The 21,443-nt window shown below is 61.0% G+C and carries 16 protein-coding genes; 4 read left to right on the top strand and 12 right to left on the bottom strand.

The window, feature by feature from the left end; all coding sequences use genetic code 11:
• The first annotated feature begins 262 nt into the window (after nt 1–262).
• Together J5M56_RS11475 and J5M56_RS11470 are read left to right on the top strand one after the other, a co-directional pair.
• Entirely contained in the window at nt 263–1,753 is a 1,491-nt protein-coding gene (locus J5M56_RS11475; protein WP_207936921.1) for a YifB family Mg chelatase-like AAA ATPase, read from the top strand.
• A gap of 153 nt (nt 1,754–1,906) precedes the next feature.
• Nucleotides 1,907–3,694 (top strand): monovalent cation:proton antiporter-2 (CPA2) family protein, encoded by a 1,788-nt coding sequence (locus J5M56_RS11470; protein ID WP_207936919.1) that lies wholly within the window; start codon nt 1,907–1,909, stop codon nt 3,692–3,694.
• 48 nt (nt 3,695–3,742) lie between these two features.
• Here the strand turns inward: J5M56_RS11470 and J5M56_RS11465 are convergent, their stop codons facing one another.
• From J5M56_RS11465 to J5M56_RS11440, 6 genes are all read right to left on the bottom strand, one after another.
• Nucleotides 3,743–5,161 carry an efflux transporter outer membrane subunit gene (locus J5M56_RS11465; RefSeq protein ID WP_207936917.1) on the bottom strand — a complete coding sequence of 473 codons (1,419 nt, stop codon included), beginning with the start codon at nt 5,159–5,161 and terminating at the stop codon, nt 3,743–3,745.
• Nucleotides 5,158–6,033, bottom strand: coding sequence for an HlyD family secretion protein (locus J5M56_RS11460; protein ID WP_060479963.1), 876 nt, complete (start codon nt 6,031–6,033; stop codon nt 5,158–5,160). Before J5M56_RS11460 ends, J5M56_RS11465 begins: the two co-directional genes overlap by 4 nt.
• Nucleotides 6,030–6,242 carry a DUF1656 domain-containing protein gene (locus J5M56_RS11455; protein ID WP_060479964.1) on the bottom strand — a complete coding sequence of 71 codons (213 nt, stop codon included), beginning with the start codon at nt 6,240–6,242 and terminating at the stop codon, nt 6,030–6,032. The genes J5M56_RS11460 and J5M56_RS11455 overlap by 4 nt, the downstream gene beginning before the upstream one ends.
• Entirely contained in the window at nt 6,239–8,326 is a 2,088-nt protein-coding gene (locus tag J5M56_RS11450) for an FUSC family protein (RefSeq protein WP_207936915.1), read from the bottom strand. The genes J5M56_RS11455 and J5M56_RS11450 overlap by 4 nt, the downstream gene beginning before the upstream one ends.
• Entirely contained in the window at nt 8,323–8,775 is a 453-nt protein-coding gene (locus tag J5M56_RS11445) for a MarR family transcriptional regulator (RefSeq protein WP_060479966.1), read from the bottom strand. The genes J5M56_RS11450 and J5M56_RS11445 overlap by 4 nt, the downstream gene beginning before the upstream one ends.
• Nucleotides 8,776–8,994: 219 nt before the next feature.
• Nucleotides 8,995–9,789, bottom strand: a complete 795-nt coding sequence (locus J5M56_RS11440; protein ID WP_186478329.1) for a tetratricopeptide repeat protein — start codon at nt 9,787–9,789, stop codon at nt 8,995–8,997.
• A gap of 205 nt (nt 9,790–9,994) precedes the next feature.
• Here J5M56_RS11440 and J5M56_RS11435 point away from each other — a divergent pair, with 205 nt between their 5' ends.
• Nucleotides 9,995–10,558, top strand: a complete 564-nt coding sequence (locus J5M56_RS11435; RefSeq protein WP_207936913.1) for a WYL domain-containing protein — start codon at nt 9,995–9,997, stop codon at nt 10,556–10,558.
• A gap of 139 nt (nt 10,559–10,697) precedes the next feature.
• Here the strand turns inward: J5M56_RS11435 and J5M56_RS11430 are convergent, their stop codons facing one another.
• The 6 genes from J5M56_RS11430 to J5M56_RS11405 form a co-directional block, all read right to left on the bottom strand.
• A complete protein-coding gene (locus tag J5M56_RS11430; protein WP_186478436.1) occupies nt 10,698–11,558 on the bottom strand; it encodes an ABC transporter permease in 861 nt (286 codons plus the stop codon).
• Nucleotides 11,559–11,575: 17 nt separating this feature from the next.
• The gene (locus J5M56_RS11425; protein ID WP_207936911.1) at nt 11,576–12,439 is read right to left on the bottom strand and encodes an ABC transporter ATP-binding protein; all 864 of its coding nucleotides are present in this window, start codon (nt 12,437–12,439) and stop codon (nt 11,576–11,578) included.
• A 6-nt stretch (nt 12,440–12,445) separates the two neighbouring features.
• A complete protein-coding gene (locus J5M56_RS11420; protein WP_207936909.1) occupies nt 12,446–13,465 on the bottom strand; it encodes an ABC transporter substrate-binding protein in 1,020 nt (339 codons plus the stop codon).
• Nucleotides 13,466–13,482: 17 nt separating this feature from the next.
• The gene (locus J5M56_RS11415; protein ID WP_186478323.1) at nt 13,483–14,379 is read right to left on the bottom strand and encodes a TauD/TfdA family dioxygenase; all 897 of its coding nucleotides are present in this window, start codon (nt 14,377–14,379) and stop codon (nt 13,483–13,485) included.
• A gap of 217 nt (nt 14,380–14,596) precedes the next feature.
• Complete coding sequence (locus tag J5M56_RS11410; RefSeq protein ID WP_155500306.1) at nt 14,597–15,961, bottom strand: HlyD family type I secretion periplasmic adaptor subunit; 1,365 nt, start codon at nt 15,959–15,961, stop codon at nt 14,597–14,599.
• Between the two features lies 1 nt (nt 15,962).
• The gene (locus J5M56_RS11405; RefSeq protein WP_186478322.1) at nt 15,963–18,119 is read right to left on the bottom strand and encodes a type I secretion system permease/ATPase; all 2,157 of its coding nucleotides are present in this window, start codon (nt 18,117–18,119) and stop codon (nt 15,963–15,965) included.
• A gap of 808 nt (nt 18,120–18,927) precedes the next feature.
• Here J5M56_RS11405 and J5M56_RS11400 point away from each other — a divergent pair.
• On the top strand, nt 18,928–21,443 hold a 2,516-nt coding region (locus tag J5M56_RS11400; protein WP_207936908.1), incomplete at its 3' end, for a retention module-containing protein.

Below are 21,443 nucleotides of genomic sequence, written 5' to 3'. Positions count from 1 at the left end.
TCCATTTAAAGGTCGTATTGCCATCCAATGGCAATACAGGTCGCTAATGAACACTAAGCCATAGCTAGGCGCTTCGCAAAGTATTGGATCCCGTATTTATCCATTCTTAGGACGAGGTGGCGTTTGGGTTCGCTGCATGCCCAGCAGGCTCAGAACCTCGCCAGACATGCCGTGACTCACTTTCGACCGCCTCCCTTTCCTTGAGGGCTATATGCTGGGCTCTGCCGCAGGAAGCGGCAGTTTCTGCTAACAAGGAGCGTCCATGTCCCTCGCCCTCGTTCATAGCCGCGCTCAAGTCGGCGTACAAGCCCCGGCGGTCAGCGTCGAAACGCATCTAGCCAATGGCCTGCCCCATCTCACTCTGGTGGGCTTGCCGGAAACCACGGTCAAAGAAAGCAAAGACCGCGTACGCAGCGCGATCGTGAACTCCGGGCTGAACTACCCGCAGCGGCGCATCACTCAGAACCTTGCACCTGCCGACTTGCCCAAGGACGGCGGGCGCTATGACCTGGCCATCGCGTTGGGCATTCTGGCTGCCGATGGCCAGGTGCCGCTGCCAGCCCTGGCGGAGCTGGAATGCCTGGGCGAGCTGGCCCTGTCTGGGAAGCTGCGCCCTGTGCAGGGTGTGTTGCCGGCAGCGCTGGCGGCGCGCCAGGCCGGCAGGGCGCTGGTGGTGCCACGGGAAAACGCCGAAGAAGCCAGCCTAGCTGGCGGATTGGTGGTTTATGCAGTGGGCCACCTGCTGGAGTTGGTGGCCCACCTCAATGGCCAGGTGCCGTTGCCAGCCTATGCCGCCAACGGCCTAGTTCTGCAACAGCAGCCCTACCCCGACCTGAGCGAGGTCCAGGGCCAAATTGCGGCCAAGCGGGCCTTGCTGCTGGCCGCAGCCGGGGCACACAACCTGCTCTTCACCGGCCCGCCCGGTACGGGTAAGACCTTGCTCGCCAGCCGTCTGCCTGGCCTGTTGCCTCCCCTGGACGAGCATGAGGCACTGGAGGTGGCGGCGATTCAATCGGTCAGTGGCCACACCCCCTTGAGTAGCTGGCCGCAGCGGCCCTTTCGCCACCCCCATCACTCAGCCTCGGGGCCTGCGTTGGTTGGCGGCGGCAGCCGGCCACAGCCTGGCGAGATCACCCTGGCGCACCATGGCGTGCTGTTTCTTGACGAGCTGCCGGAATTTGAAAGGCGCGTACTCGAAGTGCTGCGCGAGCCCCTGGAGTCGGGCGAAATCGTGATTGCCAGGGCTCGCGACAAGGTGCGTTTCCCGGCGCGCTTTCAGTTGGTTGCTGCCATGAACCCCTGCCCCTGCGGCTATTTAGGCGACCCCACTGGTCGTTGTCGCTGCAGCACCGAGCAGATTGCACGCTACCGCAACAAGCTGTCAGGCCCGCTATTGGACCGCATCGACCTGCACCTGACCGTCGCCCGCGAGACCACTACGCTCAACCACCAGCCGAGCGGTGAGACCAGCGCCGATGTGGCCGCCAAGGTGGCCGAGGCGAGAGAAGTGCAGCATCGGCGACAAGGCTGCGCCAATGCGTTTCTGGACTTGGAAGGGTTGCGGCAACATTGTCCGCTTTCAGTGACGGATCAAGCGTGGCTGGAAAGCGCCTGTGAACGGTTGAGCCTTTCTTTACGTGCGGCGCACCGATTGTTGAAGGTTGCCCGTACTCTGGCAGATTTGCACGGCAGCCAGTCGATCGACAAAGGGCACCTCGCCGAGGCATTGCAGTACAGGCCGGGGAGCAGCTAGATCCCAAGCACGGCGTACCTGAAGCTCTAATTGTCACCTTAGAAGGGACAATGTTTCTCCGTGGCAGCAGATTGTTTGAACCGTGCTCACCCGCCAGAATGGTCCGCAACTTTGTTCAATCGCTGCCCCCGGCAGCTCATGGAGTACGAGCCAATGCCACACGAAGGCAGCCTTCTACAGACTGCGGTAATTTTTCTGCTAGCCGCAGTCGTTGCCGTCCCATTGGCCAAACGTTTGCAACTGGGCGCCGTAATCGGTTATCTGCTTGCCGGAGTAGCCATTGGTCCCCAGGCGCTTGGCTTGATCCGTGATACCGAAAGCGTTGCGCACATTTCCGAGCTGGGCGTGGTCCTGCTGTTGTTCATCATCGGTCTGGAGCTGTCGCCCAAACGCCTGTGGCTGATGCGCAAGGCGGTGTTTGGCGTCGGAGCTGCCCAGGTGCTGCTGACAGGCGCTGTGCTCGGTGCCATCGCGCTGTTCGGCTTCGGTCAGTCGCTGCCGGCAGCCGTCGTGCTCGGCCTGGGCCTGGCCTTGTCGTCCACCGCCCTCGGCCTGCAAAGCCTGGCCGAAAACAAACAACTCAACGCCCCTCATGGCCGCTTGGCGTTCGCCATCCTGCTGTTTCAGGATATCGCCGCTATCCCTCTGATCGCCCTGGTGCCCCTGCTGGCCGCCAGCGGCCCGGACAGCAGCCACGGCGACAGCCTGCAACATGGGCTAAGGGTGTTGGCCAGTATCGCCGTGGTCATTATCGGTGGCCGGTACCTACTACGCCCCGTGTTTCGCACAGTGGCCCGCACCGGGCTGCCGGAGGTATCCACCGCCACCGCGTTGCTGGTGGTCATCGGTACTGCTTGGTTGATGGAAGAAGCTGGCATCTCCATGGCCTTGGGAGCCTTCCTGGCAGGCTTGCTTTTGGCCGACTCGGAATACCGGCACGAACTGGAGTCGCAGATCGAGCCGTTCAAGGGCCTACTGCTTGGGCTGTTCTTCATCAGTGTGGGCATGGGTGCCAATCTGAGCCTGCTGCTTGAGATGCCCTGGGTGCTACTGGGCCTGACCTTGCTGCTAGTTGCCGTGAAGCTAGTGCTGCTGATCGGCGTGGGGCGCCTGGCTGGCGGCCTGAACAGCGCCAGCGCACTGCGCTTGGGCATGGTGCTGGCCGCTGGCGGGGAGTTCGCCTTCGTAGTGTTCAAGTTGGGCAAGGATCAAGGCTTGTTCGATACCCAGACCTACGACCTGCTGCTGATGACCATCACCCTTTCAATGGCCATCACTCCGCTGTTGATGCTTGCCTGCGCCCGCGCCCTTAAGCGGCCGCAACCAGCGCGAGAGGTACCCGAGCAGTACAAAGCCATCGACGCCGGCACGCCGCGTGTGGTGATCGTCGGCATGGGGCGCATGGGCCAGATCGTGGCGCGCATTCTGCGGGCGCAGAAAATCCCCTTCATTGCCTTGGAAACCTCGGTGGACGCCATCGAAATGACGCGCATGTTCGAACAGGTACCCGTGTTCTACGGCGACCCCTTGCGCCCCGAGGTACTGCATGCGGCCAAGGTGGGCGAGGCTGAGTATTTGATCATCACCATCGACGATCCTGAAGCGGCCATCCATACAGCGGAACGGGTCAAACGCCAGTATCCCCACTTGAAAGTGTTGGCCCGGGCACGCAACCGCCAGCACGTGCACAAGCTGGCCGATGTCGGTGCCGAGCCGATTCGCGAGACATTCTATTCAAGCTTGGAGATGACCCGCAGAGCGCTGGTCGGGCTTGGTTTGAGCAATGAGCAGGCGGCCGATCGCATCGAGCGCTTTGCCCAGCATGATGAAGAAGTATTGCAAGCCCAGGGATTGGTCCGCGACGACCGTGCCAAGGTCATGCAGACAGCCATGGAGGCGCGAGTAGAGTTGGCGCGGTTGTTTGACTCTGACGCGGATTGATTGCACCTGCCTGAGGCTGAGGCCCCAGGCAGTTCGGGGAGCACGCAGTCAACGCCTGGCAACGTCCTTCCAGCCGCCACCCAAGGCCAGGAACACGCCAATCTGCCCCTGTGCCACTTGGCTGTTGGCCGCCGCCAACTGTGAGCGCACATCGGTGTATGTACGGGTCGCCTGCAAATCCGCCAGGAACGAGGCGCGCCCCGCCTGGTAGAACCGATGCGTTTGGTCCGCCGCTTCCTTTGCCGACTGCGCAGCCTCCACCAGTGCGTCACGCCGGTCCAGCAGGGCGCTGTACTGCGCCAGACGCGTCTGGGTCTCGCGGATAGCGTTCAGCACAACGCCGTCGAAATGCGCCAAGGCGGCCTGAGTGGACGCCTCGGCCATGCGAATGCGAGCGCGGGTGCCGTTGGTGGGGATGTTCCAGCTGATCTGCGGGCCAAAGCCCCAGCGGTTGGTCGACGGGTCGCCAAGGTCTTCGAGAATACCGATAGTGCCCACCTGAGCCCCGATGCTGATATCTGGATACAGTGCACCGGTGGCTACGCCGATTTCAGCGGTGGCGGCAGCCAGCTGCCGTTCCGCCTGGCGTACGTCCGGCCGGCGCTTGAGCAGAGCCGCACCATCACCCACAGGCACGAGCTGGGCAAGGCGCGGCAGCTCGGCGCAATCTGCGGTGCCAGCGGGCAACTTGTCCACAGGCTGGGCGAGCAGCGCCGCAAGGGTGTAGAGGCCCGTTTCGCGTTCAGCCTTGAAACGCGGCAACTCGGCGCGCAATGACTTGAACTGGGTCTGCGAGCGGGTGACCTGAGTTTCATCGCCGCGGCCCGCATCGCGCAGGCGCTGGTTGAGTGTCACGCTCTGCTGCTGCAGGTCAAGGGACTCGCGGGCGATGTGGTATTCCTCGTTAGCCGAACACACTTGGGTGTAAGCCTTGACCACGTCAGCTACCAAGGTGATACGCGCGGTGTCGGCCGCAGCCTGCACTGCATCGGCATTGGCCTTGGCCGCCTCGGTGCCGCGCTTGAAAGTGCCCCACAGGTCGAACTGGTACGACGCGCTGATGATCGCCTCGCCGATGTTGGCCACAGGCACTTTTTCAGGGAGCAAGAAGGCTTGGCCGGACTCTTGCAGCCGCTGGGCGCCAGCCTTGATGCCACCATTGAAGCCACCCTGCGACTCGGCCACTTCGACCTGGGCCCGGGCTTTGGCGATATTGGCCGCTGCTACGCGCAGCTCGGTGTTGGCACGCAAAGCCTGGCGCACCAGCTCATTGAGGCGCTGATCCTGGTACAACTGCCACCAGTCCTCGGGCACCGGCGCCGACACCACGCTGTCGGCATCCTGGCGCAGTGGGCCGTTGAGATCGCTGCGCTGTACCGCGGCGTCCTGGGGCACTTGGTAATCGGGGCCGACCATCATGCACGCCCCCAAAGACAGGCAGAACCCTGCCAGGACCAACTGTTTCATGGGCGCTCGCCCTCAAGAATCGATACCGTGGCGGTGCGCCCGGCGATCATGCGGAAGTCTTGCGGCACTTGGTCGAAAGCGATACGCACAGGAATGCGCTGGGCCAGGCGCACCCAGCTGAACGCCGGGTTGACGTTGGGCAACAGGTTGCTGCCACTGCTGCGATCACGGTCTTCGATACCGGCAGCAAAGCTCTGCACGTGGCCACGCAAACGCGTGTTGTCCCCCATCACACGGATGTCCACAGCGTCGCCAACGTGGATTTTACCGAGCTTGGTCTCTTCGAAATAACCATCGACGTGGTACGAAGCGCTATCGACTACTGACAGCACTGGGCGCCCGGCGCTGACGAATTCATGGTCGCGCGGAGCACGGTCGTTCAGGTAGCCATCTACCGGGCTACGCACTACCGAGCGGTCCAGGTTGAGCTGTGCGGTGTCCACCGCCACCTGGGCTTCGCTGACCGCTGAGCGTGCGCGGGCTTCACGGGACTGGCTTTCTTCCAGCTGCTCGGCTGCCACCAGGTTGCCCAGTTTGCGATTACGCTGCGCTTCGCGGGAGGCCTGTGCCAGCGTTTCTTGGCGTTCGCCAAGGGTCGCCTTGGCTTGACGCAATGCCAGCGTGAAGCGGTCCTGGTCGATGGTGAACAGCACGTCGCCGCGCTTGACGGTCTGGTTGTCGCGTACCTCGACCTTCTGGATCAGCCCGGACACATCCGGGGCGATCTGGATCACATCAGCGCGGATGTGGCCGTCACGGGTCCAAGGGGCGAACATGTAGTACACCACCATCTGCCACACGAGCACTGCGGCGAAAGTCACTACCAGCAAAGTCAGGACCACACGGCCCAAGGTCAATAAAGGTTTTTTCATGGCAGCATCAGGCTTCGGCAAAAATGATCCACCGCGCCTAGGAGCACGGCATACAGGGCAACGTTGAACAGCGCCCGGTGCCAGACCAGGCGGTAGAAATGCAAGCGCAGCAGCACCGCATGCACCCCTAGAAACAGCAGGTAGGTGCCAAACATCATCACCAGCAGCGTGGGCAGGAAGACCCCACTGATATCCACTTCACCGATCACAGGGGCGCTCCATCCAGCCCGGGGGGCAGTTGCGGTTGTTCGGCAGGCTCGAGCATCACCTCTACACCCGGCAACAGCGCCAGGCGCAGGCCGCTCAGGGCATGCAGCAGATGGGTACGGGCATTGCCGCGTTCGTAGAGTTCATCCAGGTTCAGCGCCAGGCGCGCACGCTCCATGTTGCGCAGCAGTGCGGGCGGCGCATGCAGGCGCTCCCCTGCACGCAAGCAAGCCGCGTAGTGCGCGCCCACTTCTTCGATGACCGTGCGCAGCCTGGCGCGAGCTGGCTGGCTGGCTCGCGGCATGTAGGCCAGCAGGTCGAGCAAGTTCAGCCCCACACGCAAGTCGCGCAGCGCAACACCGCTGTCCTGGCCGGTTTGCGACAAGCGCGGCAAGTGCTGCATCAGCCTGTCGAGCATCTGTACCCCGACTTGGCGGTGCTCGGCCAGCGTCGCGGTCTCGGTCATGCCGACGATGTCACGCCAGGCGAAGCGAGTCATGCGCTTGGCTGCCAGCTCGACACCGAACGGGCGCATCACCAAGGTCCAGATGAAAGCAAACAGCAGGCCCACGGGGCCCGCCAGATTGGCGTTGAGGAAGGTGAAAAAGTCAGCGTCGTAGGCACCCTGGATGCTGATGAAGGTCGAGGTGTTGACGATGGTCAGCAAGGTGCCGAGATAAAAGCGCGGCTGGACGGTCAGGGTTCCGATACAGATGAACGGGACGGCGAAGGCCAGCACCAGCATCGGGAAGTCGTGCAGGTTGGGCAGCACCAGAAACAGGTAAAGGCTTGAGAAGATCACCGACATCAAGGTCCAGAAGAAGAACCGGTAGATCTGCGGTGCTGGGTCGTCCATGGCGGCGAAAAAACTGCACGACACGGCTGCGAGAATCACCGCACTGGCGCCATCGTTCCAGCCAAGGCCGATCCACAGGCCACACGCGACGATGATCGCCAGCACCGTGGAGGCCACCGAATAGAGCATCAGCCCTCGGTCGAAGAACGCAGTCAGCCGGCCTAGCCGCCAATGCCGGTACACCGCACGCCAGGGCTTGGCGTCGTCAGTGCGCAGCGCATGCTGCAGCGAACAGCAGTCCTGCCACAGGTCGGCCCACTCGGTAAGCCGGTAAAGCGCGTTGGACAGCAGCAACTCGGCGCGCTGATCAAGCGCCGCAGCGCCCGGCTGCAAGCGGTCGATCTGCTCATGCAGGCTAGCCCAACGCGTCACCGAGGCACTGTCGGCAGTGCCCTTGAGCCACTGCCGGGCTGCTTCGAGCACTGGTTGAAGCTGGGCAAAATGAGCCGGAGCGCGGCCCTCGAGGGCGACGAGTGCGTCGTCGAGGGCATCGATCACCGGCAACAGGTGGATCATCCGTCCGCGCAATTCACGCGCGTTCTTGAGGGTGTGTGGGCCCGCACCTTCGTGGCCGAGTTGGCCGATCATCAACTCCAGCGAATTGAAGGTGGTCACCATCGCGACACGCATGCCCCCGACTTTGTCGGCGCTGGCATCGCGGGAAAGGTAGGTATCGCTGTAGCGAATCGCTTCGCTGAACCAGTTGCCGGTCGCACCGACCACCACAGGGGCCAGCCGGCGCGGCCAGAATACCGCCCCGACCACTGCTGCGCAGACGATCCCCAAACAGATTTCCTGAGCCCGAGACGATGCCACATCGAACACCGCCAACGGGTTGTCGACTACCACCAAGGCAATCATTGGCAAGGTGTAGCCGGCCAGCATCAGCACGTAGTTGTTGGCCGTGCGCAAGTTCAGCGAAAGAAACAGCAAGGTGCCGGTCCACAAGGCAATGGCGATGCTCAACAGCAATGGCGACTGCACCAAGGGTGGAACCAGGAAGATCGCCCCGGCGGCACCGAGCAAGGTGCCCAGCGCACGGTACAGTGCTTTGGAGCTGGTCGGCCCGACGAATGGGCTCGAGACGATGTAAACCGTGGCCATGGCCCAGTACGGACGCGGCAACTGCAGCAGTAGCGCAATGTACAAGGCGATCATCGATGCGGCGAAGGTGCGCACCCCGTAGAACCAGTCACGAGCCGGCGGGACCGAGCTGAAGAAACCGTTCATGCCACCCCACCGGCGGTGCCGAGGCCAGCGGCCTCGAAGGCTCGCAACACACGCAGAGCAGCTTGCAGGTCGGCCTCGTCGATGCCTTTGAGCACCTCATGGCGCACGCGTACCAGTTCGGCCTCAATGGCTTCGGCCAGGCGTCGGCCTTCGGCAGTCAAGCTCAAAGCCTTGGCGCGGCGGTCGAGGGGGTCTTCACTACGGCAGACCAGCCCAGCCTTGCACAACTGATCAAGCAGGCGTACCAGCGACGGGCTTTCCAGGCCGGCCGCCTGAGCGACGGCCACTTGGTGCACGCCGTCGCCCAGACGCACGATCATCAACAGCGGTGCGGCGCAGGCTTCGGAGATGCCGTAGCCAATCAGTGCGTTGTGGCAGATCCGCCGCCAGTGGCGGGCGGCCACCACCATGCCACTGCTGACTTGCAGGCGCAGGGAGTCAATAGACATTCAGGGAACCAAGGATATTCATAGTTTGCTAACTATCAATATACGCCTGTGCCTCCCCCTGTCGTCAACCGCGACCGACGACAGGCGTCGATCACATGCTGGTTTTCAGGTTGCCGCCCTGCGTGGGTAAATCCGCTCCTGCAGACACCTCAGGCCTGGGTACTGTGCATAGCTGGATGAACGGATTACCTACGAACGGCCGCACCAACATCTGATCGATCAGGGCTGAACTTGATCCTCCAGCTTCATGGTCAAGGCCAAGCTGCTACCCATTTGCACTGCCCGGTCGCGCCAATCTCGGTAACGCGCGTCATCCCCGCGGCTGAAATGGACAGCCAACTCCTCGGCCGCCTGTATTACGCCGGTTGCCGCTGCAAGCTCCAGCCAGTACAACGCTGCCCTGGTGTCTGGGTTCACATGTAGGCCATGCAACAAACGGTAACCCACTTCGAACCGGCAACGCGCCTCACCCTCCTCGGCCCCGCGGAAAAACCATTGGTAGGCCTGATCCATGTCCACCTGCCAGCCCAGCGCGGCATCGCAGACTTCTTCTTCGTACAGGTCACCCAGCGCAGCAGCGGCATGCAGTAAGCCGCGCTCGAAGGCCTGCCGGTAACACGCCTCGGCCTGCACGTAGGAGGTTGCAACGCCCTTGCCGAAGTAGTGCTGCTGCCCCAGGTTGAACCAAGCCGCTGCATTTCCCTGCAGCGCCGCCATGCGCAGCAGGTGCCCCGCCAGCCCGGTGTCGGCCCGCCAATATTTGCCGTTGAGCCATATCCAGCCCAGATCGTTGAGAGCTGCCACGCTACCGGCCAGCGCCAGCTCGCGTAGGTCGGCATAGATCACCTGCAGGTCGTGGGCCTCGTCCAGTCGGTTGACCAATAAAGCCCGCTGGCTGGGTAGACCAACCCCTACGAACTGCCGCTGTCGCCTTCCGGGCGATGCTGGTGGGCAATTGATCTGCTCAGGCAGAAGACGGGCGAGCAGCGAATGGATATTGCTGGCAGCAGACATGTTCATCCTCATTGAACGACCCACAGGCCCGACCACGGCTGTGACGAGGGATGATTCTGCGCGACGCCACGTCAAAACCTGTCGCGAACAATCTTGGTAAGGCAACCAAATGAGTATTCCTTGATCCTAACCAGTTATGGCTAATTGCCATGACCCGCCCCAGCCGCCATCCTGATGTGGCAAGCCTAGACAAGGACGTTATCTTTTGCCGTTCGCCAGCACCCGCGCCACCCTCAGCCGCCAATGGGCATTACTGCGTCAGCTACCCCACCGCTCCCCCGGCATTACGAGTGCCGAATTGGTGTGGCGCCTGCGTGACGTAGGCTTCACTGTCAGCAAGCGCACGGTCGAGCGCGATCTGAACGAGCTGTCGCTGATTTTTCCGCTCGATCGCAATGACAAGAGCATTCCATTTGGCTGGCATTGGTCGGCCAGTGTAGTAGGCGAAGTGCGCGGCAACTTCGATCTGCAAGGGTACCTGCGAGGTGATTCGCTTAAGCCAGTGGCCGGTGAAGGAACCGAGATACTGGCCTGGGTCAGCGACCCGTTGGCTCGACAGCTGCGCGAAGCGCCTTTGAGCGCAGACATGCAATTGACCGCCCTGGAACAGGGCCACCGGCTAACGGCCACCGTGGAAGATGGATGGGCACTGCGCTTGTGGGTGCTTAGTCAGGGGGCCGGCGTGGTGATAGAACAGCCCAGCGAACTTCGTAGTGAGATATCCAAAACACTGTTAGAGGCTGCTGCGCAGTATCTGGATACAAACTGAGTTAGGCCGTTTATCCATCAAAAATCACGACAAGACGCTAACAAACCCTCTTTCACCTGGTAATTAGCTGCGCAAAGCCCCCCCCCCGAGGGCCCTGCTATTCGTCGAGTAACGAAAGGGCCATTACCAGCTTTCCTCATTAACGCTGCATCCCCCAACGCCGCACAGTCAGCCGCTCCACAGTATTGAACACCAGCCCCTCCACCAGTAGGCCGATGAGAATCACTACCGCCAGCCCGGCAAACACCTTGTCGGTATACAGCTCGTTGCGGTTCTGGAAAATGTACCAACCCAGCCCACCCTTTCCGCTGCTGGCACCGAACACCAGCTCGGCGGCGATCAGGGTACGCCATGCGAACGCCCAGCCGATCTTCAGCCCGGAGAGAATCGACGGCAAGGCAGCTGGCACCAGGATGTGCAACACCAGACGCAGGCCTTTGAGGCCGTAATTGCGCCCGGCCATGCGTAAGGTTTCCGACACGCCTAGAAAGCCCGCGTAGGTATTGAGCGCCAGTGCCCACAGCACCGAATGCACCAGTACGAAGATCAGGCTGTTGTCACCCAGCCCGAACCACAGCAGTGCCAACGGCAGCAAGGCGATTGCCGGCAGCGGATTGAACATCGAGGTCAGAGTGCCGAGTAAGTCGCGGCCAAGCTGGGTCGATACGGCAAGGCTGGTCAAGCCAAAGGCCAGAACGATACCCAGCACGTAGCCTTTGAGCAGAATCACCAGCGATACGCCAACCTTGGCCGGCAGTTCACCACTGACCAGGCCGTCCCACAGCGCGGCGGCGGTTTGCAGGAAAGTAGGCAGCAGCAGGTCGTTGTCCTGGTAGCGGGCGATCGCTTCCCAAAAAATTGCGAGCACCAGCAGGATCACCGCCTTGCGCAGCCAGCCGTGCTGCCACAAGCGCTGTGCCAGAGGTAGGTTACGCGCTACAGGTACGCTGAGCAGTGGCTCCAGCTGCACCTCGTATTCCTGGCGCACAGGTCTAGAAATCATGAGGCAAATTCCTGTCAGTAGGCTATGCGGATATCGTTGAAGCTCAGATCGGTGGGCTGCTCTGGGGCTTGCGCTTCGTCGAACAGCAAGCGGTGGATACGCCGCGCACTGGCCTGAAAGTCCGCAGCGCCAAGGCTGCCAAGGTCGTACTGGTGGCTATGCACCTCCCCCCGGACTCTCCCTGGATGGGGGGAGAGCAACAGGATGCGGTTGCCCACCACCAGCGCCTCCTCAATCGAATGGGTAACGAACAGCAGCGTAAAGCGCACTTCCTCCCATAGCTGCAGGAGCTCTTCCTGCATTTTGCGCCGGGTCAGTGCGTCGAGCGCTGCGAAAGGCTCGTCCATCAGCAGTATCTTTGGCTGGGTCGCTAGCGCCCGGGCGATTGCCACTCGGGCCTTCATGCCGCCCGACAGCGTGTGCGGGTAGGCGTCTGCAAAGGCCGCCAGCCCAACTTTGTCCAGATAATGCAGGGCTCGGTCCTGAGCTTCAGCCCGCTTTAACTGCCCAGACACGACCAGCGGAAACATGATGTTCTCTTTCACCGTCTTCCACGGTGGCAATTGGTCGAACTCTTGAAACACCACAATGCGATCAGGCCCAGGGCTGCTGACCGGGTGGCCTTGCAGGAGGATTTTTCCTTCCTGGGGAGCGATGAAACCGGCAACGGCCTTGAGCAATGTGGACTTGCCGCAGCCGGAGGGCCCAAGCAGGACAAACCGGTCGGCTTGATCCACTTCAAAGCTGACCTGATGGGTGGCCCGCACCACGCGCTGCGCGGTGCGGTATTCGAGGCTAAGGCTGTGCACCTCAAGCAACGGCGGCGATGTCTCACGGCTCAGGTTGCTGGCCGTGTGGCCTGGCAATGGGGCGGTCATGGTCGATCAGCTCCCCTGCAGCGGGCGTTCATCCTGGAAGAAGTAATCCTTCCAAGACGCCGGCTTGTGCTTGATGGCGCCTACCCGGTACAGGAACTCGGCAAGCTTGTAGGTGTTCTTTGGGGTGACGGTGAACTCGTACTGCGGGTTGTCGATCAACTTGATCAGCGTGTCGCGGTCGATCTTGGCCTTGGTCACGCGAATGTAGGTATCGGCCGCCGCAGCCTTGTCCTTCTGGGCAAAGTCCGCCGCCTCGGCCAGGGCGTCGACGAAAGCCCTGTATGTCTTGGGGTTGTCCTTGCGGAATTTTTCGGTGGCGAACAGCAGGGTCGGCGAATTGGGGCCGAGCAGATCATAGCTGTTGAGCACCACGTGCACGCTCTTGTTGGCCAGCGCCTGGTCCTGGAATGGCGGGTTAGAGAAGTGCCCATTCAGCTCAGTGCCACCGGCCAGAAGCGCTGCGGTAGCATCCGGGTGGGGTACAGCCAGGGTGTACTTGTCGAGACGGTTGTATTGCTCGTCGCCCCACTGCTGGGCGGCAGCGTACTGCAGAAACCGCGACTGCACCGACACCCCAACGGCAGGCACGGCGATGCGGTCCTTTTCTGAAATGTCGGCGATGGTCTTCACGTTCGGGTTGCTACTGACCAAGTAGTACGGGAAGTTACCCAGCGAGGCGACGGCCTTGACGTTCTGCCGCCCGTACGTGCGATCCCAAACAGTCAGCAACGGCCCAACCCCGGCACCCGCAATGTCCACCGAACCGGACAGCAGTGCGTCATTGATCGCCGAGCCGCCGGACAACTGGGCCCAGTCGACTTCAATATCGATACCCTGCTGCTTGCCGTGCTTTTCGATCAGATGTTGGTCACGCACTACGTTGAGCAGCAGATAGACGATGCCAAACTGCTCGGCGATGCGAATCTTGCCTTCGGCTTGGGCCGCGACGGGGGCCGCCAGGCTGCCTAGAACCAAGCTGGCACCCAGGCCAATGGATGCCGCCAGGCGGCTGATGGATTTACGCATGATGAATTCCTCAGTCGTCAGAACGGGGCATCGCCCTGGATGGTGGTGCGGTACAGTTTGCGCCGCAGATGCGCGGGGCATCCGCTGGCGAGATGGATCAGCGACCGGTTGTCCCAGAACACCAGGTCATGTGGCTGCCACTGGTGGCGGTAGATGTTCTGCTCCAGGACGCTCAAACCGTAGAGCTGCTGCAGCACGTCGTGGCTTTCATCGTCCGGCAGGCCGATGATGCGGGTGGTGAAGCCCTCGCTGACGAATAGCGCCTGGCGGCCGTTTTCAGGGTGAGTGCGTACAACGGGGTGGATGACTTCCTTGACCTGCGCCAGTTGCTCGGCGGTCAGAGTTGGCCGCCAGTTGCCTTCGAACTTGGTTTCGGCGTAACGCGCTGTGTAGGAATGAGCGGCACTGCGACCCTCGACCACCTTGCGCAAGGCCCCGGGTACCGCTTCCCAGGCTTTGTGCATGTCGGCGAACAAGGTGTCGCCGCCTTCACTGGGCAGTTCCTGGGCATGCAGCATGGAGCCGAGGCTTGGCAGCTCTTTGTACGAGAGGTCCGAGTGCCAGAATTTACCGGCATCGCCCAAGCCGATGTTCTGACCATTTTCGATGATATTGGAGACGATCAGGATTTCCGGATGGCCCGCCAGTAGAAACTGTTTGAGCACATGGATCTGCAGCTCGCCGAAACGGCGGCTGAAGCTAATTTGTTGCTCCGGGCTGATTCGCTGTTCACGGAACACCAGCACGTGGTGGTCGAGGTGGGCGCGATGGATACGGGTGAAATCCTCGGCAGTGACCGGTTTGGCCAGGTCCAGGCCGATGATCTCGGCGCCAACGGCGCCGGAGAACGGGCGAATTTCAAAACTTTGCGGCTGGGCGCTGTCGATGGTCGACAAGGCGTTCGAGGCTGGCATGTGTCACTCCCACGCAGTGCGCGACTCAATGGCGCGCAACGATCAGAAACGCACGGGGTTCACCCGTGTGGATTCAAGTCGTGCGGCGCATCGATTGGTCGACGGGTACGCAGTGAGAGCGACTATAGAGGCATAAGAAATATAATTTAAATATCTTTAAAGAATATACATATGAAGTCACGCTTTACGGGGAGCCCGTAAAGCGTGCTGGCAGGGATCAACGCTCGCGCAGCGCCTCAGCCCGAGCCTTCATGATCGGTTTGAGCAGATAGCTCATGATGGTCTTCTTGCCCGTCATGATGTCCACCGTCGCGACCATGCCTGGGATGATCAGTAGCGGTTTCTGATCAGTTCCTAGGTGGCTCTTCTCGGTTCGCAACCTGATCAGGTAGTAGGTGGTTTTCTTGTCTTCGTCAGTGATGGTGTCTGCGCCGATCTGCTCGAGCTTGGCCTTCAGGCCGCCGTAGATGGTGTAGTCGTAGGCGGTGAACTTGACGGTCGCTTCCTGGCCAGGGTGCAGGAATGCGATGTCTTTTGGCAGGATCTTGGCTTCGACCACCAGCGAGTCATCCAGCGGCACGATTTCGATGATATCGCTGCCTGGCTGGATCACGCCGCCGATGGTATTGACCAGCAGTTGCTTGACGACGCCACGCACTGGCGAGGTGACCAGCGTTCGGCTCACGCGATCATCCAGCGCCTTGCTGGTCGCGGTGGCCTTGTTCAGTTCCGTGCGGGCCTCATTGAGCTTGGTCAGGGCCTCACTGCGGAACTTGCCACGGGTCTCTTCAATCTTGCTTTCGACTTCCTTGATGGCCGCCTCGGCACGTGGAATGGCGAGGGCCGTCGAGTCCATCTGACCCCGGGTTTCCACCTCCGCGCGGCGAAGCCGCAGGATTTCGACCTGAGACACCGCGCCCTGAGCGACCAAAGGTTCGGACATGCCGATTTCCTGGCGCAGCAGCTGCAGGCTGTTGGCGTACTGAGCACGCTTAGAGGTGAATTCGCGCAGTTCCTGCTGTTTTTGCACCAATTGCTGCTGCAGACCACCGAGCTCATCTTGCAGTTGCTGGCGGCGGCTCTGGTACAGCGACTCCTCATCCGCTGCCTGGCTGGGGGCAGCTTTGCGCAGCTCTTCATCGATCTTCAGCGGTCGGTCTTCGACTTCCGCGCTCAGGCGCTGCACCCGAAGGGCCATGGCCAGGCGATCGGCTTCGGTTTCACCTACGTTGGAAGCGAAACGGGTCTCGTCAAGGCGCAGCAGCGGTTGGCCAACCTCGACCACCTGCCCTTCCTTGGCGAAGATCTCGGCGACGATGCCACCTTCGAGGTTCTGAATTTTCTGCACCTTGGACGAAGGGATTGCCTTGCCCTCGCCACGGGTCACCTCATCGATGGGGGCGAAGCAGGCCCAGATAATCAAGAACAGGAAGAACGCGATCACCCCCCAGATGGTCAGGCGCACGATACGAGGCGCGTCCTCGATCAGCGCTTTGCTGACCTCTGGCAGCGGTTGCCCGTGCAATGACTCGGAACCTTTGAAATAGCGGCGCAGGCCGTTCTTGAACACGCTGAAATCCAGGTTACGCAACACTGATCTGCCCCTTCTTCAGTGCATCCATGACCGAAGCTTTCGGGCCATCGGCAACAATTTGGCCGCGATCGATAACGATCAGCCGGTCCACCAGCGTCAGCAGCGAAGCACGGTGAGTCACCAGCAGCACCGTCTTGTGCTCGATGACCGCCTGCAGGCGCTGTTTGAGGCGTTCCTCACCCGTGTTGTCCATGGCAGCAGTGGGCTCATCGAGCAGCAGGATCTGCGGGTTGAGCAACAGGGCGCGGCCCAGCGCGACGTTCTGCCGCTGACCGCCGGAGAGGTTTTGCCCACGCTCACCCACTTGCAGCTCGTAACCGTCCGGGTGCAGACGGGCGAATTCGTGGACCCCGGCCAGTTCGGCGGCCTGCAGGATCAGCTCGTCCTCAATGTAACGGGCACCGCTGACCAAGTTATCGCGCAAGGTGCCAGCCAACAGCTGAATATCCTGAGGTACATAGCCCACATTGTGACGCAGCTCGCTGACGTCGATCTGGCGTATGTCTACGCCGTCGACCAGCAGCGAGCCGTTGTCGGCTTCGTAGAGGCCGACGATGAGCTTGGCCAGCGAGCTCTTGCCCGAGCCGCTACGGCCGATGATGCCGATTTTTTCGCCTGGGCGGACACTGAGGTTGATGCCTTTTAGCGCGAGGTTTTGCTGGTTCGGGTAGGTGAAGTCGACGCCACGGAATTCGATAGCGCCCTGCAACACCTGGCGGCTCAAAGGGCGCTCTTCGAAGTTGCGCTCTTGGGGCAGCTCCATCATCTGATTGGTCGAGGCCATGGTGACCTTGGCCTGCTGGTAGCGGGCAAGCAGGCCGTTCAGCGAACTCAGCGGGCCCAACGCGCGGCCGCTGAGCATGTAGCACGCCACAAGGCCGCCCATGCTCAGGTTGCCGTCGATGATCAAGTACACGCCGACGCAGATCATCGCCACACCAGCCAGTTGCTGAATCAGCAAGGTAATGTTCATCGCCAGGCTAGACAGCACCTTGACGCGCAATTCCAGGCGGCTGAGGGTGCCAAGCGTCTGCTCCCACATGTACTGGCGCTCGCTTTCGGCATTGTTGACCTTGACCGCGTCCAACCCAGCCAAGGTTTCAATCAGGCTCGATTGACGTTCCGAGGCCAGTGCCATGGTGCGTTCCATGGTCGCCATGAGTGGCCGTTGCAGGGCATATCCAATGCCCAGAGCCAGGGGGAAGGCGAGGATAGGGATCCACACCAAATGCCCACCGATGATGGCAATGACCAGCAGAATGATGAAGGTGAACGGCAGATCGATCAGGCTGGTCAGAGTCAGCGAAGCTAGAAAGTCACGAAGCCCCTGAAACTCATGGATGTTCTGGGCAAAGCTGCCGACCCGGGCCGGGCGGTACTTCATCGACATACCGACGATGCGCTCGAACAATGTCGCAGAGATGATCAAGTCGGTCTTCTTGCCAGCCAGGTCCAGGCATAACCCTCGCAGCCCCTTGAGGATCAGGTCGAACAAGTAGGCCCCGGTGATGCCCACCGCCAGCACCCATAGCGTGGAGGTGGCCTGGTTGGGGACGACGCGGTCGTAGACGTTCATCACGAACAATGGGGCAGCCAGCGCGATCAGGTTGATCACCAGGCTTGCAGCAATGGCATCGATGTACAGCCACTTGCTGCGCAGCAGCGTGTCGCGGAACCAGGAACGGGCACGCGGGATCAGGTTACCGTGATTGACGTCGAACTTGTGCTGAGGCTGTGCGAAGAACACTTTGCCGCTGTAATCCTCGACAAGCGCCTCACGGCTGATCAAGACCTCGCCACCATCACTCTCGCTGAGCAGCAAGCGCGCATTGTCTTCGCCCTCCCATCCCAGCAGGACGGCAGCGCGACCCTCTTTGAGCAGCAACATGGCCGGCATGGCAATGCTCGGGATCTGCTCGAGCTTGCGCTGCAGCAAACGCCCTTGCAGCCCGGCACGCGCGGCGGCACGTGGCAGCAGTTCGGCATTCAGCCGCTGGGCCGGCAGTGGCAGGCCTGTGGTGAGCATCGCCCGGCTCGCGGGTTTCTGATGCAAGACACACAAGGTCAGCAGGCTATCCAGTAGCGGATCGTCGTGCTGACTACGTGGATCGTGGTTGAGTTGGGCTCGACTGACTTCGGATTCCACGCGGGGCTCTCTTCAACCTGAAGGGTAAGGTTTTAGGTGAACCTCAGTTTGGACCTGACGGGTTCACCTGTGGTTTCAATTGGTTCTGCTCGCTCAAGATGGCGGGCGGTGCGATGACACCCCGGCGCTTGAGCAGTTGGCCAATGGTCGCCTTGATTCGTTACTGAGTAAACAACTGAATGGCCATCACTGCCACTCAATGGAGCTAAGCAGTAGTGGTTTCATTTATCTCTACCCAACCGATTCCCGTGAGTGTCAGGTATTCGGTTCTTCCGGGCAGGGCACGGCCAAATGATCGGCGCCTAGGCCTCGGCGTTTAGTGCGGATCTGGCGATGCCTGGCTTTTCTATGGGTTCAAGCACCCCACTCCCGGCCTCAATTAGGCCGCTTGGCAGGCTTTTGGCATGCACCGTAGAGTGCCAAAATCCCGATGGGGAGCGTCAAACAAACCTATACGAATATTTATGAAATCTATCAGAACACTCATCGTTATGGGTCATGAATGGATTGCTACCGGGGTGCAAAATGCCATCCTCTTTCACCGCTAGATGACCTCCAGTCCGGGCCTTTGAGCGGTATATCAGAACCATCGAATAATTGAAGAAATATCAATGTGACATTATTTCGCCGATTGTTTAGGATGAGAAATATTTGGTCAATAGTTTGGCATAAACGTAATTCCAATTGGTTATAGCCAGTAAGTTGACGCGTACTTTTAACATATTTATTGACACCATTGCGCCTGATGAGCATCAAAGATGCCTTTCGGGTCAGGGACGTCCCACCATCGGGTAAGTCGGAGAGTCTAATGAGCAGCGTTGTTGCCATCGTCAAAAGCATTGTTGGCCAAGTCATCGCAGTATCCCCAGAAGGCATCCGGCGCGTCCTGATCGAAGGCGATCGCCTGTTCGCGGGCGAGCAAGTGTTAACCGGCGCAGGTGGAGCGGTAACGCTGGAGCTGGCTGATGGCCGCTTGCTGGACCTTGGGCGCGATACTCAGTGGAGCGCAGACGCACCGGACAGCAGCACTGATCTGGGCCTGGCCGCCGCGCAAGCTGCGCCGTCGGTTGAAGAACTGCAACAAGCGATCGCCGCCGGCGCTGACCCGACCACCGAGCTCGAAGCTACGGCTGCTGGCGCTACCGCCGCAGGTGGTGGCGCAGCGGGGGGTGGGCATAGTTTCGTTATGCTCGATGCCACGGCGGGCAGTGTCGATCCGACAGTGGGCTTCCCCACCGAGCCTCTGAATTTCGCAGCCGCCGCTACTGCCGAGGAAACCGGGGCACTCACCGCAGCGTCCACTACGGCGGACACTCCGATCGCCACGGACCTTACGCTGAGCGCAACCCCTTCGATCAGCGAAGCCGGTGGCGTCATCGTTTATACCGCAACCGTTGGGCAGGCACCGGCCACCAACCTGACCGTGACCCTCTCGAACGGCGCAGTGATCATCATTCCAGCCGGGCAGACCTCGGGAACAGTCAATTTTCCAGTTGCGGGCAATGATACGCCCTACATTGATGGTGGGCAGATCTCTACAACAGTGACTGGCACTACCGGTGGTGGCAACGTAGTCGTCACGCTGCCGCAGACACCGGTGGTGACTGAAATCACAGACACCATCGACACCACCACCGCCACCCTGACCGCTACTCCAAGCGTGACCGAAGGTGGCGTGATCACTTACACCGTGACGCTGAGCAACCCTGCTCAGACGCCGGTGACCGTGACCCTGTCCAACGGCCAGACCATCACTGTTGCAGCTGGCCAGAGCACCGGTAGCGTCGATTTCCAGACGCCGGCCAATGATGTCTACAACAACGGTTCGACCGTTAACACCACTATCACCGCAGCAACCGGTGGCAACTTCGAACAGCTGACGCCGAATCCAGCCCCGGCCACGACCGTGATCGCGGATTCCGTCGACACCACCACCGCCACCCTGACCGCTACTCCAAGCGTGACCGAAGGTGGCGTGATCACTTACACCGTGACGCTGAGCAACCCTGCTCAAACGCCGGTGACCGTGACCCTGTCCAACGGCCAGACCATCACTGTTGCAGCTGGCCAGAGCACCGGTAGCGTCGATTTCCAGACGCCGGCCAATGACGTCTACAACAATGGTTCGACCGTTAACACCACTATCACCGCAGCAACCGGTGGCAACTTCGAACAGCTGACGCCGAATCCAGCCCCGGCCACGACCGTGATCGCGGATTCCGTCGACACAACCACCGCCACTCTGACCGCTACTCCAAGCGTGACCGAAGGTGGCGTGATCACTTACACCGTGACGCTGAGCAACCCCGCTCAAACGCCGGTGACCGTGACCCTGTCCAACGGCCAGACCATCACTGTTGCTGCTGGGCAGAGCACCGGTAGCGTCGATTTCCAGACGCCGGCCAACGACGTCTACAACAATGGTTCGACCGTTAACACCACTATCACTGCAGCAACCGGTGGCAACTTCGAACAGCTGACGCCGAACCCGGCGCCGGCCACGACCGTCATCGCGGACTCCGTCGACACCACCACCGCCACTCTGACCGCTACTCCAAGCGTGACCGAAGGTGGCGTGATCACTTACACCGTGACGCTGAGCAACCCCGCTCAGACGCCGGTGACCGTGACCCTGTCGAACGGCCAGACCATCACTGTTGCTGCTGGGCAGAGCACCGGTAGCGTCGATTTCCAGACGCCGGCCAATGACGTCTACAACAACGGCTCGACCGTTAACACCACTATCACCGCAGCAACCGGTGGCAACTTCGAACAGCTGACGCCGAATCCGGCGCCGGCCACGACCGTCATCGCGGATTCGGTCGACACCACCACCGCCACTCTGACCGCTACTCCAAGCGTGACCGAAGGTGGCGTGATCACTTACACCGTGACGCTGAGCAACCCTGCTCAGACGCCGGTGACCGTGACCCTGTCCAACGGCCAGACCATCACTGTTGCAGCTGGGCAGAGCACTGGTAGCGTTGACTTCCAGACGCCGGCCAATGATGTCTACAACAATGGTTCGACCGTCAGCACCACTATCACTAGCACCACCGGCGGCAATTTCGAGCAGCTTGATGTGAGCTCCACACCTGCCGTTACATCAATCACTGACTCGATAGATATTTCGACCGTAACCCTAACGGCCACCCCAAGCGTGACCGAAGGCGGCACCGTGGTGTACACCGCCACTGTCAGCGCCCCAGTCACCGGTGCCCCACTGGTGATCACCCTGGCCAACGGCCAGACCATTACCATTCCGGTCAACGCAAGCTCCGGCTCGGTTGACTACGTTGCGCCAAACAACGTCTACAACACCAA

This window comes from Pseudomonas sp. 51_B (assembly GCF_017491595.1).
In the GTDB taxonomy this organism is placed as follows: domain Bacteria; phylum Pseudomonadota; class Gammaproteobacteria; order Pseudomonadales; family Pseudomonadaceae; genus Aquipseudomonas; species Aquipseudomonas promysalinigenes.
Note: the sequence above shows the minus strand (reverse complement) of the source record. Positions and strands in the feature narration are given on the sequence as shown.

Excerpts from the sequence above, each read along its gene's own strand:
- J5M56_RS11475 (WP_207936921.1), top strand. The coding sequence starts at position 263 with ATGTCCCTCGCCCTCGTTCATAGCCGCGCTCAAGTCGGCGTACAAGCC.
- J5M56_RS11470 (WP_207936919.1), top strand. The coding sequence starts at position 1,907 with ATGCCACACGAAGGCAGCCTTCTACAGACTGCGGTAATTTTTCTGCTA.
- J5M56_RS11465 (WP_207936917.1), bottom strand. The coding sequence starts at position 5,161 with ATGAAACAGTTGGTCCTGGCAGGGTTCTGCCTGTCTTTGGGGGCGTGC.
- J5M56_RS11460 (WP_060479963.1), bottom strand. The coding sequence starts at position 6,033 with ATGAAAAAACCTTTATTGACCTTGGGCCGTGTGGTCCTGACTTTGCTG.
- J5M56_RS11450 (WP_207936915.1), bottom strand. The coding sequence starts at position 8,326 with ATGAACGGTTTCTTCAGCTCGGTCCCGCCGGCTCGTGACTGGTTCTAC.
- J5M56_RS11445 (WP_060479966.1), bottom strand. The coding sequence starts at position 8,775 with ATGTCTATTGACTCCCTGCGCCTGCAAGTCAGCAGTGGCATGGTGGTG.
- J5M56_RS11440 (WP_186478329.1), bottom strand. The coding sequence starts at position 9,789 with ATGTCTGCTGCCAGCAATATCCATTCGCTGCTCGCCCGTCTTCTGCCT.
- J5M56_RS11425 (WP_207936911.1), bottom strand. The coding sequence starts at position 12,439 with ATGACCGCCCCATTGCCAGGCCACACGGCCAGCAACCTGAGCCGTGAG.
- J5M56_RS11420 (WP_207936909.1), bottom strand. The coding sequence starts at position 13,465 with ATGCGTAAATCCATCAGCCGCCTGGCGGCATCCATTGGCCTGGGTGCC.
- J5M56_RS11415 (WP_186478323.1), bottom strand. The coding sequence starts at position 14,379 with ATGCCAGCCTCGAACGCCTTGTCGACCATCGACAGCGCCCAGCCGCAA.